The sequence below is a fragment of the Halomonas sp. EF61 genome (assembly GCF_040147045.1).
In the GTDB taxonomy this organism is placed as follows: domain Bacteria; phylum Pseudomonadota; class Gammaproteobacteria; order Pseudomonadales; family Halomonadaceae; genus Halomonas; species Halomonas litopenaei.
Genome location: NZ_JAMSHM010000001.1, coordinates 466688 through 481699, shown reverse-complemented (window position 1 = coordinate 481699; position 15012 = coordinate 466688). Strand labels below are relative to the sequence as shown.

The window sequence follows — 15012 nt, the reverse complement described above, 5'->3', positions numbered from 1 at the left end:
CCATGCGTCGCGCCCTGGCCGACAGTACCTTCCTGCGGGTCTACGTCATGCTGGCGGCGACCCTGGTGCTGGCGCTCGGCGTGGCGATGGTGGGCATGACGCTGATCGACAAGGTGCGCATCGAGCACTATCGCGAACAGCTGGCCGAGGCGCCCATGCACCTGTTGGCGACGATGATCGACAGCATGCCGCGGGGCGAGCGGCGTGAGTGGATGGCCGAGAAGTCCGAGGCGCTGGACATGTCGATGTCGATCGTGCCCCTGTCGTCGCTGTCGCCGAGCTACTTCACCCGTCTTCGACTGCAGCGCGGCGGCGTGCTGGTCGGGCGTGACAGTCCCCATGAGTGGCGCTTCTGGCGGCTGATGCCCGCCGGTGGCGCGGTCCTGCAGGTGTCGCTGTCCGGCATGTCGGAGCGCCAGTTGCGGGGCCTGACCCAGCTCAGCGGGGAATGGCTCGCCAGCCTGCCGGCGGGGGCGCGCCAGGCGAGCATCGACAGCATGACCCGTGGCGATCTGCCGGTATCGATCAGCCAGTCCCCTCCGGATATCCTCGAGCCACGTCAGCGCAACCGCCTGGCCGGTGGCGAGGTGATGATGCAGCTACTGCCCGAGCACTGGTCGGTGGTGCTGTTCATGCAGGTGACGCCGCCCGGCGAAGCCCCCTTCTGGCTGACGGTAGGGCCGATGGCCAGCTACGAGGCGCTTCCGCCGGCGCTGTTGGCGTCGATGCTGGTGCTGCTGATGGGCGCACTGGCGATCGTCATCTACCTGATCGTGCGGGGTATCGAGGCGCGCATGGCGCGACTCGAGATGGCCGCCACCCGGCTTGCCAGCGGTCGCCTCGATACCCGGGTCAAGGTCGAGAGCGGCGACTTTCTCGGGCGTGTCGGCATGGCCTTCAACGGCATGGCCTCCCAGGTGCAGTCGCTGTTGCGGGCCCAGCAGGACATGATCCGCGCTGTGTCCCACGAACTCAGGACGCCGGTGGCGAGGATTCGCTTTGCGGTGCAGATGGTCGAGGACATGTCCGAGGATGCCCTGGTCAGGCGCCAGTTGCAGGGGGTCGACAGCGACATCGATGAACTCGACGATCTGATCGACGAAATCCTCACCTATGCGCGCCTCGACAGCGAGACCATCCACGGTGTCGAAGCTTCCCCCGAACCGGTGGAGCTGCGTGATATCTGCGAGCGGGTGATCGACTCCCTGATGCCATTGCACGGCAATCTTGACGTGCGTCTGACCGCGGGGCCGGAGATCGAGGTCCACGCCGATTCCCGCTATCTGCAACGGGCCACCCAGAACCTGGTGGCCAACGCCTGCCGCCACGCCCGCACCCGGGTCAAGGTCAGCCTGCTCGACGAACCCAACCAGGTGAGGGTCGACGTGGAGGACGATGGGGAAGGGGTTCCGCCGGAGGCACGCCAGGATATCTTCAAGCCCTTCGCCCGCCTGGACGACAGCCGAACCCGCCGCTCCGGCGGCTACGGGCTGGGGCTGTCCATCGTGCAGAAGGTGATGGCCTGGCACGGCGGCACCGTCAGCGTGGACGAGAGTCCCGGCCTGAAGGGCGCGCGCTTCTCGCTGATCATCCCCCGCCGGGTCTGAGAATCTGCCCGCGGGCCAACCTGAATGCCGGTGAACGGCCCCTGTTTCGGGCGGGCCTGATTCGTTCAGCGCCTCGACGATGCTTTCTGCTCAGGCCGGCTTGATCCCTTCCAGTACCGCAAAGGACGTCTCCCGCTCAGGCCGGCTTGATCCCTTCCAGCACCGCAAAGGACGTCTCCCGCGCGGTGCGCAGGAAGTCGACCATCCACGGCGCTTCCCGGGTGTCCTCGCGGATCGCCGCGAAGAGCGTGCTCCAGACACCATCCTCGCCGAGCGCGACGGCCTTGACGTAGTCCCGCTCCAGGTACTCGGTCAGTGCCCAATTGGGCAGCGCACAGACTCCGCGACCGCTGGCCACCAGTTGCATCATCATGATCGTCAGTTCGGCGGTGCGCACCTCCCTGGGGGTGACGCCGGCCGGGTCGAGGAACTGGGTGAACACATCCAGACGCGAACGTTCCACCGGGTAGGTGATCAGGGTCAGGTCGGCCAGATCCTGGGGCGAGACGTGGGAGCGCCCGGCCAGGGCATGCTGACGCGCCACGGCGAGCAGGCCTTCGTAGCGAAACAGCGGCTCGTAGTGAACGCCGGGCAGGGGTTGGGGGTCGGCGGTGATCACCAGATCGAGCTGCTCGCGGGCCAGCGCCGGCAGCGGATCGAAGTGGTGGCCGCCGGGGATGTCGATCTCGACCTCCGGCCAATGGTCGCGGAAGTGATCCACGGTGGGCATCAGCCACTGAAAGCAGCTATGACACTCGATCGCCATGTGCAGGCGGCCCTGCTCGTTGCCGGCCAGGCGCGCCAGGTCACGCTCGGCCATGCGCACCTGGGGCAGGATCTGTTCGGCCAGGTTCAAGAGGCGCAGCCCGGCCCGGGTGAACTCCACCGGCCGGGTCTTGCGCAGGAACAGTGGCCCGCCCAGACGCTCCTCCAGATCCTTGAGCTGGTGGGACAGCGCCGACTGGGTCAGGTGGACCCGTTCGGCGGCCTCCACCAGGGAGCCGGCGTCGCGCAGCGCTATCAGAGTGCGCAGATGACGGAGTTCGAGCATTATCGTGAGCTTCTTTCATAGTAAAGATTAAGAAGTTTAGTTTGATTCACCCTTCGGATGCCAGCGACACTTCGTCGTATCATTCATGATCAAGGTGAATCACCATGACTTTTTCTCATATTCTGGGGTATCCCCGCATCGGTGCCGACCGCGAGCTCAAGCGCGCCACCGAAGCCTACTGGAAGGGCGACGCCGATCGGGCCAGCCTGGAGGCGACCGGTCGCGAGTTGCGCAAGCGTCACTGGCAGGATCAGCGCGAGGCGGGACTGGACCTGGTGACGGTGGGCGACTTCGCCTTCTATGACCAGGTGCTAAACGTGTCGCTGCTGCTGGGTGCCGTGCCGGCGCGTTTTGCTGCCAAGGCCGAGCTCGAGCGTGGTGAAGTCGATCTGGACACCGCCTTTCGCATGGCCCGGGGCCGCGCACCCAGCGGAGAACCCGCTGCCGCCTGCGAGATGACCAAGTACTTCGATACCAACTACCACTATCTGGTACCGGAACTGCACCAGGGTCAGGACTTCCGCCTGGCCAGCACGCGGCTGTTCGACGAGGTCGTCGAGGCGCAGCAGCAGGGGCACGCGGTCAAGGTGGCGCTGGTCGGGCCGCTGACCTGGCTGTGGCTCGGCAAGGAGCGGGGCGAGTCGTCCTTCGATCGTCTGGCGCTGCTCGATGGTGTGCTGGCGGTCTACGCCGAGGTGTTCGCCAGACTCGCCAAGCTGGGTGTGGAGTGGGTGCAGCTCGACGAGCCGGCCCTGGCCCAGGACCTGCCCGGCGACTGGAAGGTAGCCTTCGAACGTGCCTACCATCATCTGCAGGGGTCGGGGGTCAAGCTGCTGGTGGCCAACTACTTCGGCGGCCTCGGCGACAACCTGACCCTGGCGGTCAATCTGCCGGTGGCGGGGCTGCACCTGGACGCCGTGCGTGCCCCACAGCAGGTCGAGACGGTGGTCGACCGTCTGCTGCCTCACAAGGTGCTGTCGCTGGGCGTCATCGACGGACGCAACATCTGGCGCGCCGACCTGGCTGCCCTGCGCGATCAGTGGACCAACGCCGCCAGCCGTCTGGGCGAGCGTCTGTGGATCGCCCCCAGCTGCTCGCTGCTGCATGTGCCGGTGGACCTGGAGCGCGAGACCGAGCTCGACGCCGAGTTCAGAAGCTGGCTGGCCTTCGCTCGCCAGAAGCTCGACGAGACCGTGACCCTGGCAAGACTGCTCGCTGGCCGGGTGCGACCCGAAGACGAGGCGCTGCTGGCGGCTTGCGTGCAGGCGATTGCCTCGCGGCGTGAGTCGCCACGCATTCATCGTCCCGAGGTCGGTGCACGCCTGGCGGCGCTTGGCGAGGCCGACAGCCAGCGCCCGAGCCCCTATCTGCAGCGCGCCGAGCAGCAGCGTCGCGCCCTCGGACTGCCGCTGTTTCCGACCACCACCATCGGCTCCTTCCCCCAGACCGCTGAGATTCGCGCTGCCCGTCGTGACCACAAGGCAGGACGCCTGTCCGCTGACGACTACCACACCAGGATGCGCGAGGAGATCGCCCAGGCGGTGCGGCTGCAGGAAGAGCTGGGCCTGGACATGCTGGTCCACGGCGAGGCCGAGCGTAACGACATGGTCGAGTACTTCGGCGAGCAGCTCGACGGTTACGCCTTCACCCGCTTCGGCTGGGTCCAGAGCTATGGGTCACGCTGCGTCAAGCCACCGATCCTGTTCGGCGACGTGAGCCGTCCTGCACCGATGACGGTGGAGTGGAGCCGCTACGCCCAGTCGCTGACCGGGGCGCCGATGAAGGGCATGCTGACCGGCCCGGTGACTATGCTGCAGTGGGCCTTCGTGCGTGATGACCAGCCTCGCGCGACCACCTGCCGCCAGATTGCCCTGGCACTGCGTGACGAGGTGTGTGACCTGGAGGCGGCGGGCATTCGCGCCATCCAGATCGACGAGCCGGCGCTGCGGGAAGGTCTGCCGCTGCGAAAGGCCGAGTGGCAGGAGTATCTGGACTGGGCGGTGGAGGCGTTCCGCCTGTCGGCCAGCGGCGTAGCGGACGCGACCCAGATCCACACCCACATGTGCTACTCCGAGTTCAACGACATCATCGCCTCCATCGCCGAGCTGGACGCCGACGTCATCACCATCGAGACCTCGCGCTCCGACATGGAGTTGCTCGACGCCTTCCGTGACTTCGACTATCCCAACGAGATCGGACCGGGGGTCTACGACATCCATTCACCGAACCTGCCCGAGGTGGACTGGATGGTGGCGCTGATGGAAAAGGCCGCCGAGCGCATCTCGCTGGAGCGGCTGTGGGTCAACCCGGACTGCGGCCTCAAGACCCGTCAGTGGGAGGAGGTGACACCGGCGCTGGCCAATATGGTCCAGGCCGCCAAGGAGCTGCGTCGACGCCACGCCTGACGACCGCGCAGCACTAGAGGGCCCATGACGCCGGGAAGCGCGGTTGAAAGTTCGTCGATTGTGCGAGGGGGCGATCCCATGGTGGCAGAGCCGCGCCTTTTGACGATGTGGCTGGTAAGCTTCGCCAGTAGGCCCCGACAGGGACACGCCAGACGGCACCTGGCGGGGCCACGGAATCGTACTGATGTCGTGATCGAAGGAGCCTGTCATGTGTCGTCCCGCTGTCGTCTCACCCCTCCTTGTCGTGATGCTGAGTGGACTGGTGGGGTGCGCCACTACCAGCGCTCCCGGTCCTGCCAGCGAGCAGACCGATCGCGCGGAGCGGCGCGGTTCCTTTACCGATGCGCCGGTGGAGCAGAAGGCGCCGCTACTGCCCTCTGCCTACTTTGTCGGTGATGGCGCTACCTTCGTTGGCTGGCGCTGTTCGCCGAGTCAGGACATGGTCTCGGCGACCCAGGAGGATTCGCTCAGGTTGTGGACCACCCACGGTGCCGAGCAGTTGCCCCAGGCGGTGGTGGACCAGGGCGAGCGTTACCAGCGAGGGGAACTCAGCGCCCATATCATTGGTGATCGGGCGGTGATCAAGAGCTCCCGCGGTCGGCTCGAGTGCGAGGCCCGTACCCGCCGCGACTCCCTACGGCGCAGCGACAAGCCCGGGGTGATGTTCCTGGCCCGGGGCAACGAGCCAGGCTGGCACCTCGAACTGGCCAATGACGTGCCGCGCATCGACATGAGTCTGGACTACGGCGAGCGTGAAGTGAGCCTGCCCTATCGCGTCACCACCCTGGACAACGGTGCCGGTCGAGTGATCCTGGAAAGCGGCCGCGCCGATGCGCCCTTCGAGCTGCGCATCGAGGCCGGTGCCTGCTTCGATGATATGGCGGGCACGCCCTGGCCGGCCCAGGTCACCTTGAACGTCAACGGACGTCAGCTGCAGGGGTGTGGGCAGGGCATCGCGCCCTGACGGGGGGCGACGTGGACGCGCTTGGCAAGCCGACGAAAGCGTCCTTGGCTTGTGTAGCCAGCACACGCGAATAAAGCGCCGAGCGGCGCTTTATTCGTTTTTATCGAAAGATATTCCGAGATTTATTCGCTTTTCGACAATTTTATTGGCGGTAAACTGTGCGCAGACATCATCTTCCACAGGAACTCGCCATGACCCGCGTACTGCTTGTCACCTCATCCATCCTCGCCGACCAGGGCCAGTCCACCCAGCTGGCACGCCACTTCGAGCGCCTGGCGCGCCAGCGTGACGATATCGAGATCACCCATCGCGACGTGGTCGCCGACGACCTGCCACACCTGGGCCTCGACGAGCTGTCCAGCTGGCAGGTGGCGGACGCAGAGCGCAGCGAGGCACAGCGCGAGCTGGCGACACGCTCCGATGAGCGTCTCGCCGAGCTCGAGGCCCACGACGTGCTGGTGCTCGCCGCGCCACTGTACAACCTGGGCATTCCCTCCCAGCTCAAGGCCTGGTTCGACCGTATCCTGCGCGCGGGCAAGAGCTTCCGCTACACCGAGGATGGCCCGGTGGGGCTGCTCGAGGGCAAGCGTGCCATCGTGCTCGGCGCTCGAGGCGGTCAGTACGCCGGTAGTGCTCTGGATACCCAGACACCGCACCTGCGCCATATGCTGGGCCTGATCGGCATCAATGAGGTCGAGACGGTGTTTGCCGAAGGGCTCAGCATGGGTGACGAACACAAGGAAGCGGCCCTCACCACTGCCCACGCCGAGATCGAGGCGCTGGTCGCCAGGCTGTAAGCCGCGCCCGAGGTCTGAAGACACTGATTCGCACGCCGCCGTGGCCAGGGCCACGGCGGCGTGCGTATGGTGATCGTCGCTCAGGGAAGAGGCCGACACCCGGCCGGGTGTCAGCGAGCGTCGCAGTCGTCGCCTGCGCCCAGATGCCAGCGGGAATCGACGAAGTCAGCGACACACAGCGCGGGCTGTGGTGACAGCATGCGCTCGAACAATTGTCCCATGGGACGCTGGCTTGCGCTCATCGGCAGTTGCAGGGTCGGTTCCAGGGTGCGCCAGGCGCCATTCTGGCGTTGCGCCAGGGCGAAGCGAAACGGATGGAAGCCGGGAAAGCCCAGGCGCAGGTCGGTGGCCAGCAGACGTTCGGCGTCTCCCTTGCGCTCCACCTCGTAGCGCACAAAGGGGCCAGCGAACCAGGCCAGGCGGCGACCGCTGTCGAGCGCCAGGGCGGCAGCCTCGAGTTCGGTACCGCGTCGAAACAGTTCGACGACCGGGCGGGTATCTCCGTCGAGCAGGCCGACCAGCGTCTCGGCGTGGCGATCGCCGTCCACGGCGGTGACCCGCCACAGCAGGATCGAGAAGGGCGCCGGCTGGATCAGGCGCGGTGCCTCGGCCATGCCGACTCGGTCGAGCGCCTCGTCGGCCCTGGCATCGACCCAGCCGCGCGCGCCCAGCGCCAGCAGCAGGTACAGCGTCGAGATCACCAGGCCCCAGCTGGCGGCGCGTTGCAAGGTCGCTGGCCGATGGCCACGCCACAGTGCGATCACCAGCGCGACCAGCAAGGCCAGGGTGTAGGCCGGGTCGATGATGAACACCAGCGGGGTGGCGCTGGGCGCGGTGACCTCGAGTGGCCACCACAGCTGGGTGCCGTAGGTGGTCAGCGAGTCCAGCAGCGGATGGGTCACCAGGCACAGCCAGAAGAACAGCCACCAGCGCAACAAGCCAAGGTGTTGCAAGTCCGGGTTCAGACCCGAGCTCAAGCCCCGGCCCTGTGCCGGGGGCGGGCGTCTGGCCCGACGCTCGGCCAGTCGCTGGGCTAGTCGCTGAGCTAGCCCGGCCAGCACCAGCGAGAGCCCCGTCAATACGAAGAGCGAATGACTGAAGCCACGGTGGTAGGTGACATTGGCCACGGCGTCGCCGTAGTCGATCAGCACGTCCAGGTCCGGCAGGCTGCCGACCACCGCGCCGGCGAGCAATGACTTGCGGCCCAGGTGACGGCCCAGAACCGCGCCGCCCAGGGCCGCGCCGAGGGCGGCCTGGGTCAGCGAGTCCATGGTGGCGCCGCCGCCAGTACTCGGGCTTGCACCGGGCAGTCGTCGCGGTGGGCGCCGGCCAGGTAGCCCGCGCTCATCAGGAACTCCTTGACGATCTCCGGCCCGGTAAAGCGAAAGTGACGCTTGAACAGCTTCACCCAGTCAGCGTGCTCACGTGGGTGGTGGGCATCCAGCCAGGCCTGGAAGCCGCCGTGGGACTCCCGCATGGCCTGGATCACCCGGGCGTTGTGGATCACCGCTTCGATCTTCAGGCGGTGACGAATGATGTCGGCGTCGGCCAGCAGACGTGCCCGATCATCGTCGTCGTAGGCGGCGACCCGATCGACGTCGAAACCGTCGAAGGCGCGCTTGAAGCCCTCGCGCTTCTTCAGCACCGTAAGCCACGACAGACCGGCCTGATTGATCTCGAGTGCCAGGCGCTCGAACAGGTCGGACTCGCCTCGGATCGGGAACCCGTATTCGCTGTCATGGTAGGGCCCGTGCAGCGGATGCCCCGGGGCCAGGTCGCAGTACTCGCTCATGCGGCTTGCTCTTGTTGGTAGGATGTCTCGATTCCCTTGGGACCGATCTGCGCTAGGACAAAAAGGGTACCGACTCGGCATACCCTTGATGGCGCGATTCTGCGATCCTGAGGCCTGTCCTTCTCTTTTTTCCGTCAGGAGATCATACGCGATGACACGTCTTTCTCGCGCCCTGGGCGCCGTTCTCATGGGTGTCTTCAGTCCGCTCGCACTGGCCGCCGGCCTGGACATGCACAAGGATCCCAACTGCGGCTGCTGCAGCGCCTGGGCCGAGCATATGCGTGAGGCCGGCTTCGAGGTGCGTCTTCACGATAGCCCCGACATGGCGGCGGTCAAGCAGCGCCTGGGGGTTCCCCAGGCGTTGGCGTCCTGTCATACCGCTACCCTGACCAATGAAGACGGCAGGCGCTACCTGATCGAGGGCCATGTCCCCGCCGAGCAGGTGGCCTGGCTGCTGGAGACGTCCCCGGATATCGATGGTCTGGCGGTGCCGGGCATGCCCCATGGCTCGCCCGGGATGGAGACCGGTCGCCTCGATGACTACGCGGTGCTTGGCTTTACAGTCGACGATGGCCGCGCCAAGGTAGTGGCCCGTTACCCTTGAGCTCGCGCAGCAGACGCGGCCTACCCCTGAACTCCGAGGAGACCCGAATGCAATTTCTACACACCATGGTGCGTGTCAGCGACCTCGACGCCTCTCTGCACTTCTATTGCGACCTGCTGGGCCTCAAGGAGGTGCGTCGCAAGGACAACGACAAGGGACGCTTTACCCTGGTGTTCCTGGCGGCGCCAGAGGACGAGGAACGCTCAAGCCAGCTCAACGCGCCGGAGCTCGAGCTGACCTGGAACTGGGACCCGGAGGAGTACCAGGGCGGACGCAACTTTGGCCACCTGGCCTATCGCGTCGATGACATCTACGCCCTGTGTCAGAAGCTCATGGACAACGGCGTGACCATCAACCGGCCCCCCCGCGACGGCCATATGGCCTTCGTCAGGAGCCCGGACGGCATTTCAGTGGAACTGCTGCAGAAGGGCGACGCCCTGGAACCCGCCGAGCCCTGGGCCTCGATGGAGAACACCGGCAGCTGGTAGCGAGCGAAAGGCCGCTGTCGATCGTGCCAGCGAGCGGCGCCGAAGGGGCAGCGAAGGGATGGGGGAGCTGACTCCCCCATCGACGCCTTGTCTTGCAGCTTGCCACGTGACCCGCCGCGCGGGCGTCGTTTGCTCAGGCGGGGATGGCGCTGTCTCTCAGCAGGTGTGACGACAGTGCCGGCCACTGGTCTTCCCAGTGCTCGGTGGGGCGGTGGCGGTAGTCGCTGCGCACGTACTGGGCGATGCGTCCCTCGATCTGGGCGGTCAGCAGGTTGGCGCCGGCGCTGGCCGGCATCGCCAGCCGGCGACCCTCGCGCAGCTCCGCCTCGCGTAGTACCTGCTTGAACTGGGTATCCAGCCGCTCGAACAGCTGGTGGATACGCTGCCTCAGTCGCGCCGTCTCGCCGGTCAGTACGTCGCCGCCCAACAGCCGCGACAGGCCCGGGTTCTTTTCGGTGAAGGCCAGCACCAGGGTCATGATCTGATGGCAGCGCGGCAGCGCTTCCTGCTGCTCGTCGAGGATGCGCGTGATGCGCTCGAACAGGGTCTCCTCGATAAAGCTGATCAGGCCCTCGTACATCCTGGCCTTGCTCGGGAAGTGGCGGTAGAGCGCTGCCTCCGAGACGCCGACCTGGCGCGCCAGGGCGGCGATGGTGATGCGCTTGCCGCTGTCTTCTTCCAGCATCAGGGCCAGCGCCTGCAGTATCTGGTCCCGCCGACTTGGGGTCTTTTCCTGCGTCATGATATCGAATTCTTTTGTCGTTGATGGCCCGCCGGGGCGCCGGCGGGCGAGTTCCCTTGCGTCCGGAGCTTGTGCCCGGTTCGCACTTCCTTGCGTCGTTATCGTGTCGCTTTCGTATCGCCTTGGTACGGGTACTTCAGTTGGGCGATTCGTTGGTGATCAGGGTGCCGACACCCGCGTTGGTAAAGATCTCCAGCAGGGTGGCGTGGGGCACCCGGCCATCGACGATATGGGCGCTGACGACCCCGTCCTTGACCGCGTCGAGGGCGCAGCGGATCTTCGGCAGCATACCACCGTGGATGGTGCCGTCGGCGATCAATTCGTCGACCTGAGCGGTGGAAAGTCCCGTCATCACCTCACCGTCGCGGTTCATCAACCCGGCCACGTTGGTCAGCAGCATCAGCTTCTCGGCGCCGAGCGCCTCGGCCACCTTGCCGGCCACCAGATCCGCATTGATATTGTAGCTGCGACCCTCGCCGTCGACCCCGATGGGGGCGATCACGGGAATGAAATCCCGGGCGGCGAGCATTTCGATCAGGTCGGTGGAGACGTGTTCCACTTCGCCCACATGGCCGATGTCGATGATCTCGGGCGCCGTCATTTCCGGGCTCTGGTGCTCGACCTTGAGCTGGCGCGCGCGGATCTGGGCGCCATCCTTGCCGGTCAGGCCGATGGCCTTGCCGCCGCACTGATTGATCTGGTTGACGATATCCTTGTTGACCAGTCCGCCGAGCACCATCTCGACCACGTCCATGGTCTCGGCGTCGGTGACACGCATGCCACCGACAAAGCGCGACTCGATGTTGAGCTTGGCCAGCAGATCACCGATCTGGGGGCCGCCGCCGTGGACCACCACCGGATTGATGCCGACTTCCTTCATCAGCACCATGTCCCGGGCGAAGGAGTCGATCAGGGCGTCCTCGGTCATGGCGTTGCCGCCATACTTGACCACCACGGTCTTGCCGGAAAATTTCTGGATATAGGGGAGGGCCTCGGAGAGGACCTCCACCACCAGGCGCGGATCGCGTGCCTGTTCGCTCATGGGCGTCATGTCTCCTGCACGTCAGTTGGGTAGGGTGAGCGAGGCGTCCACGTCGGCCAGCGCCTCGGCAAAGCGCGTGCGAATGCGCTCCAGCGCGGCGGCGTCGTTACCCTCGAAGCGCAGCACCAGCATCGGCGTGGTATTGGACGCGCGGCACAGACCCCAGCCATCCGGGTAGTCCACGCGGATGCCGTCCAGGGTGGTCTTGACGCCCTCGTCACCGAAGTCACCTTCCCGGGCCAGGCGCGCGACCAGGTCGAACTTGGTCTCGTCGGTGACCTCGATGTTGATCTCCGGGGTGCTCAGGTTCTGCGGATAGCGATCGAAGAAGGTGTCGGCGTCGCCGTCGAAGCGCGACAGGATCTCGAGCAGGCGGGCGGCACCATAAAGGCCGTCGTCGAAGCCGTACCAGCGTTCCTTGAAGAAGATATGGCCGCTCATCTCGCCGGCCAGCAGGGCGCCGGTTTCCTTCATCCGTGCCTTGATCAGGGAGTGGCCGGTGCGCCACATTTCCGGCGTGCCGCCGGCCTTCTCGATTACCTCGATCAGCTTGCCGGTGCACTTGACGTCGAAGATCACCCGGGCGTCCGGATTGCGACCGAGCATGTCCTCGGCGAACGCCATCAGCAGATGGTCGGGGTAGATCAGGCGCCCCTTGGGGGTGATCACGCCGAGGCGGTCGCCGTCACCGTCGAAGGCCAGGCCGATGTCGGCGCCGTGCTCGGCCACCGCGTGGATCAGGTCCTTGAGGTTCTCCGGCTTGCCGGGGTCCGGGTGGTGGTTGGGGAAGTTGCCGTCGATGTCCTCGAACAGCGGCACGGTGTCGGCACCGAGCTGTTCGACCAGGCGCGGGCCCAGTTCACCGGCCACACCGTTGCCGCAGTCCACCACCGCCTTGATCGAGCCCGACAGCGAGACGTCTTCGAGGATGCGCTTCAGGTAGGCGTCACGCACATCGTGCTCGGACACCTGGCCCTGGCCTTCGCGCAGATCGCCGTTCTGAAGGCGAGTGTAGAGCGCGGTGATCGCCTCGCCAGAGAGCGTCTCGCCCCCCAGCACCATCTTCAGGCCGTTGTAGTCCGGCGGGTTGTGGCTGCCGGTCAGCATGACCCCGGAGCGGGTACCTTCCAGGGTGTGGGTAGCAAAGTACAGCACCGGCGTCGGCACCATGCCGATGTCGACCACGTCACAGCCGCTGGCGGTGAGGCCGCGGGTCAGGGCCTTGATCAGGCGCGGGCCGGAGAGTCGCCCGTCGCGGGCCACCACTACACGGGATTCGCCGCGGGCCTGGGCTTCGCTGCCGATGGCCTGGCCGATCGCCTCGACCCCGGCTTCGGTCAGGGTCTCGTCGACGACGCCTCGAATATCGTAGGCACGAAAGATCGTGGAGGGGACTTGAGTCATATGAGGGTCCTGTCCTTTTGACGTGGCGCTTGAATGAACGGGTAGTCGAACCTGGGCGTCAGTGGCGGCCGGAGCTGCCGAAACCGCCGCCGCCGCGAAGGCTCTCGGAAAAGTCCTCGACCACTTCCAGCTCGGCCTGGACCACCGGCACCAGCACGTACTGGGCCAGACGTTCGAAGGGCTCGAGGGTGAAGGCGGTGGTCGATCGGTTCCACACCGACACCATCAGTTCGCCCTGGTAGTCGGAGTCGATCAGGCCGACCAGGTTGCCGAGCACGATGCCGTGTTTGTGGCCAAGCCCCGAGCGGGGCAGGATCATGCCGGCCAGGCCCGGATCGGCGATATGGATCGAGAGCCCGGTGCGGACCAGTTCGCAATCCCCGGGGGCCAGCGTCAGCGGCGCGTCGAGCAGGGCGTGAAGGTCCATCCCGGCCGAGCCGTCGGTGGCGTAGCGGGGCATGCGCTCCTTGATCCGTTCATCGAGGATCTTGACGGCGAGGCGAGGGCGCGAGGCGATGTCGTGCATGAAAGGTCCTTGGTCTTCGGCAGCCAGACAGGCTTCCTGATAAATAAGTGGTGTCGTGGCTCAGCGCGGGTTCGGCCGCACCATCTGACGTCGCGCCTCGAGGCAGGCTCGGGCCTGGGCGATGATGGCCTGGGCCAGGCTGGCCTTGTCCTGGTCGGTCTCTTCGCGGCGGGCGAGAGACTCGCCGTCGCGCCACACCAGGGTTGCGGCATTGCGGTCCGAACCGAAGCCGAGTCCCTCCCGGGAGACGTCGTTGGCGACGATCATGTCGAGCCCCTTGCGCGCGAGCTTGTCCTCGGCGTAGCGCACCACGTCGCGGGTCTCGGCGGCGAAGCCGACCATCAGCGGACGCGGATCGCGGGCAGCCAGGGTGGCGATGATGTCGGGATTCTTGACCAGCTTCAGGGTAAGACCGTCGTCGTCATCGCGCTTCTTTATCTTGTGCTCGGCCGGAGCCTCGGCGCGATAGTCCGCCACCGCCGCGCAGCCGATGAAGATGTCGCAGCCATCCATCAGCCCTTCGGCCGTGGCGAGGAGTTCTTGTGCGGTTTCTATGTCGTGGCGGGCAACGCCCGGGGGCGTCGGCAGACTGACGGGGCCGGCGATCAGGGTGACACGTGCGCCACTGTCCCGGGCCGCTTCGGCCAGGGCGAAACCCATCTTGCCGGAGCTGTGATTGGACAGGTAGCGCACCGGATCCAGCGGCTCCCGGGTGGGGCCGGCGGTGATCACCACATGAAGGTCTGCGTCCGGGGGCACTGCTTCGCCTTTCTCTCCCACGACGCTTGTCGCTGTCCGGGGCGTGGAGGGAGAGCCGGCATCCAGCAGGGCGCCGAGAATGGCCTCCGGTTCCATCATGCGTCCCGGGCCGACGTCGCCACAGGCCTGGTCACCCTGGTCGGGGCCCAGCAGGGCCCAGCCATCCTCGACCAGCCGGGCGGCGTTGCGCTGGGTCGCCGGATGGCGCCACATGGCCTGGTTCATCGCCGGGGCCAGCATCCGCCGGGCGTCGCTGGCCAGGCAAGCGGTGGTCAACAGATCGTCGGCCATGCCCTGGGCCAGGCGCGCCATCAGGTCGGCGGTGGCGGGGGCGATCAGAATCAGGTCGGCCCAGCGGGCGAGTTCGATATGACCCATGCCGAGCTCGGCGTCGGGATCCAGCAGCGAGGTGCGCACCGCGCGTCCGGTCAGCGCCTGCAGCGTCAGCGGCGTGATGAAGGCCTGGGCTCCCTCTGTCATCACTACCTGCACCTCGCAGCCCGCCTGCACCAGCAGTCGGGCCAGGGAGGCGCTCTTGTAGGCGGCAATACCGGCGCTGATGCCCAGCACAACCCGCTGCCCGGGGCGCAGGCCGCCGGGGCCTGAGCCGGTCAGGCCGCAACCGGAAGAGGAGGGAGCGTGCAACATGAAAAAAGTCCGCAGCCAGAGTCAGCCCTCTACCTTACCACCGGTACCGGATCATGCGTAGCCGCGCACCCTGGCTCCAGATCAGGCAGACCGCACTAGACTCAACGGGTATGTCGGCGCTCGCCGACAGGGCGTGAAGGGAGGATGTGACAAGAGGATGTGGGAAGAGGATGTGGGAAGAGG

The 15012-nt window shown here is 66.4% G+C and carries 14 protein-coding genes; 6 read left to right on the top strand and 8 right to left on the bottom strand.

Going from position 1 to position 15012, the window contains the following annotated elements:
* The first annotated feature begins 2 nt into the window (after positions 1–2).
* A complete protein-coding gene (locus tag NFI08_RS02005; RefSeq protein WP_045991225.1) occupies positions 3–1607 on the top strand; it encodes an ATP-binding protein in 1605 nt (534 codons plus the stop codon).
* Positions 1608–1743: 136 nt separating this feature from the next.
* Here the strand turns inward: NFI08_RS02005 and NFI08_RS02000 are convergent, their stop codons facing one another.
* A complete protein-coding gene (locus tag NFI08_RS02000; protein WP_045991224.1) occupies positions 1744–2658 on the bottom strand; it encodes a LysR family transcriptional regulator in 915 nt (304 codons plus the stop codon).
* Between the two features lie 104 nt (positions 2659–2762).
* Here NFI08_RS02000 and metE point away from each other — a divergent pair, with 104 nt between their 5' ends.
* The 3 genes from metE to NFI08_RS01985 all read left to right on the top strand — a co-directional run bounded on the left by metE (position 2763) and on the right by NFI08_RS01985 (position 6824).
* Entirely contained in the window at positions 2763–5063 is a 2301-nt protein-coding gene (gene metE, locus NFI08_RS01995) for a 5-methyltetrahydropteroyltriglutamate--homocysteine S-methyltransferase (RefSeq protein WP_349586797.1), read from the top strand.
* Between the two features lie 208 nt (positions 5064–5271).
* Positions 5272–6027: a COG3650 family protein gene (locus NFI08_RS01990; protein WP_108132266.1), complete on the top strand. Its 756-nt coding sequence runs from the start codon at positions 5272–5274 to the stop codon at positions 6025–6027.
* Between the two features lie 191 nt (positions 6028–6218).
* Entirely contained in the window at positions 6219–6824 is a 606-nt protein-coding gene (locus NFI08_RS01985) for an FMN-dependent NADH-azoreductase (RefSeq protein ID WP_045991221.1), read from the top strand.
* Between the two features lie 110 nt (positions 6825–6934).
* Here NFI08_RS01985 and NFI08_RS01980 read toward each other — a convergent pair whose 3' ends face one another.
* Entirely contained in the window at positions 6935–8095 is a 1161-nt protein-coding gene (locus NFI08_RS01980) for a metal-dependent hydrolase (protein ID WP_349586793.1), read from the bottom strand.
* Complete coding sequence (locus NFI08_RS01975) at positions 8083–8616, bottom strand: DNA-3-methyladenine glycosylase I (protein ID WP_045991219.1); 534 nt, start codon at positions 8614–8616, stop codon at positions 8083–8085. Before NFI08_RS01975 ends, NFI08_RS01980 begins: the two co-directional genes overlap by 13 nt.
* A 151-nt stretch (positions 8617–8767) precedes the next feature.
* On the opposite strand from NFI08_RS01975, the gene NFI08_RS01970 reads away from it, so the two are divergent.
* Positions 8768–9220: a DUF411 domain-containing protein gene (locus NFI08_RS01970; protein ID WP_108449731.1), complete on the top strand. Its 453-nt coding sequence runs from the start codon at positions 8768–8770 to the stop codon at positions 9218–9220.
* A gap of 47 nt (positions 9221–9267) precedes the next feature.
* Positions 9268–9708, top strand: coding sequence for a VOC family protein (locus NFI08_RS01965; RefSeq protein WP_045991217.1), 441 nt, complete (start codon positions 9268–9270; stop codon positions 9706–9708).
* A gap of 133 nt (positions 9709–9841) precedes the next feature.
* Here NFI08_RS01965 and slmA read toward each other — a convergent pair whose 3' ends face one another.
* The 5 genes from slmA to coaBC form a co-directional block, all read right to left on the bottom strand.
* Positions 9842–10450, bottom strand: coding sequence for a nucleoid occlusion factor SlmA (gene slmA / locus NFI08_RS01960; protein WP_045991216.1), 609 nt, complete (start codon positions 10448–10450; stop codon positions 9842–9844).
* Between the two features lie 136 nt (positions 10451–10586).
* Positions 10587–11492 (bottom strand): acetylglutamate kinase, encoded by a 906-nt coding sequence (gene argB, locus NFI08_RS01955; RefSeq protein WP_045991215.1) that lies wholly within the window; start codon positions 11490–11492, stop codon positions 10587–10589.
* A gap of 21 nt (positions 11493–11513) precedes the next feature.
* On the bottom strand, positions 11514–12896 hold the full coding sequence (locus tag NFI08_RS01950) for a phosphomannomutase/phosphoglucomutase (protein ID WP_045991214.1): 1383 nt from the start codon (positions 12894–12896) through the stop codon (positions 11514–11516).
* Positions 12897–12954: 58 nt separating this feature from the next.
* Positions 12955–13422 carry a dUTP diphosphatase gene (gene dut, locus NFI08_RS01945; protein ID WP_253553723.1) on the bottom strand — a complete coding sequence of 156 codons (468 nt, stop codon included), beginning with the start codon at positions 13420–13422 and terminating at the stop codon, positions 12955–12957.
* A 60-nt stretch (positions 13423–13482) separates the two neighbouring features.
* Complete coding sequence (gene coaBC / locus NFI08_RS01940) at positions 13483–14829, bottom strand: bifunctional phosphopantothenoylcysteine decarboxylase/phosphopantothenate--cysteine ligase CoaBC (RefSeq protein WP_349586785.1); 1347 nt, start codon at positions 14827–14829, stop codon at positions 13483–13485.
* Between the last annotated feature and the right edge of the window lie 183 nt (positions 14830–15012).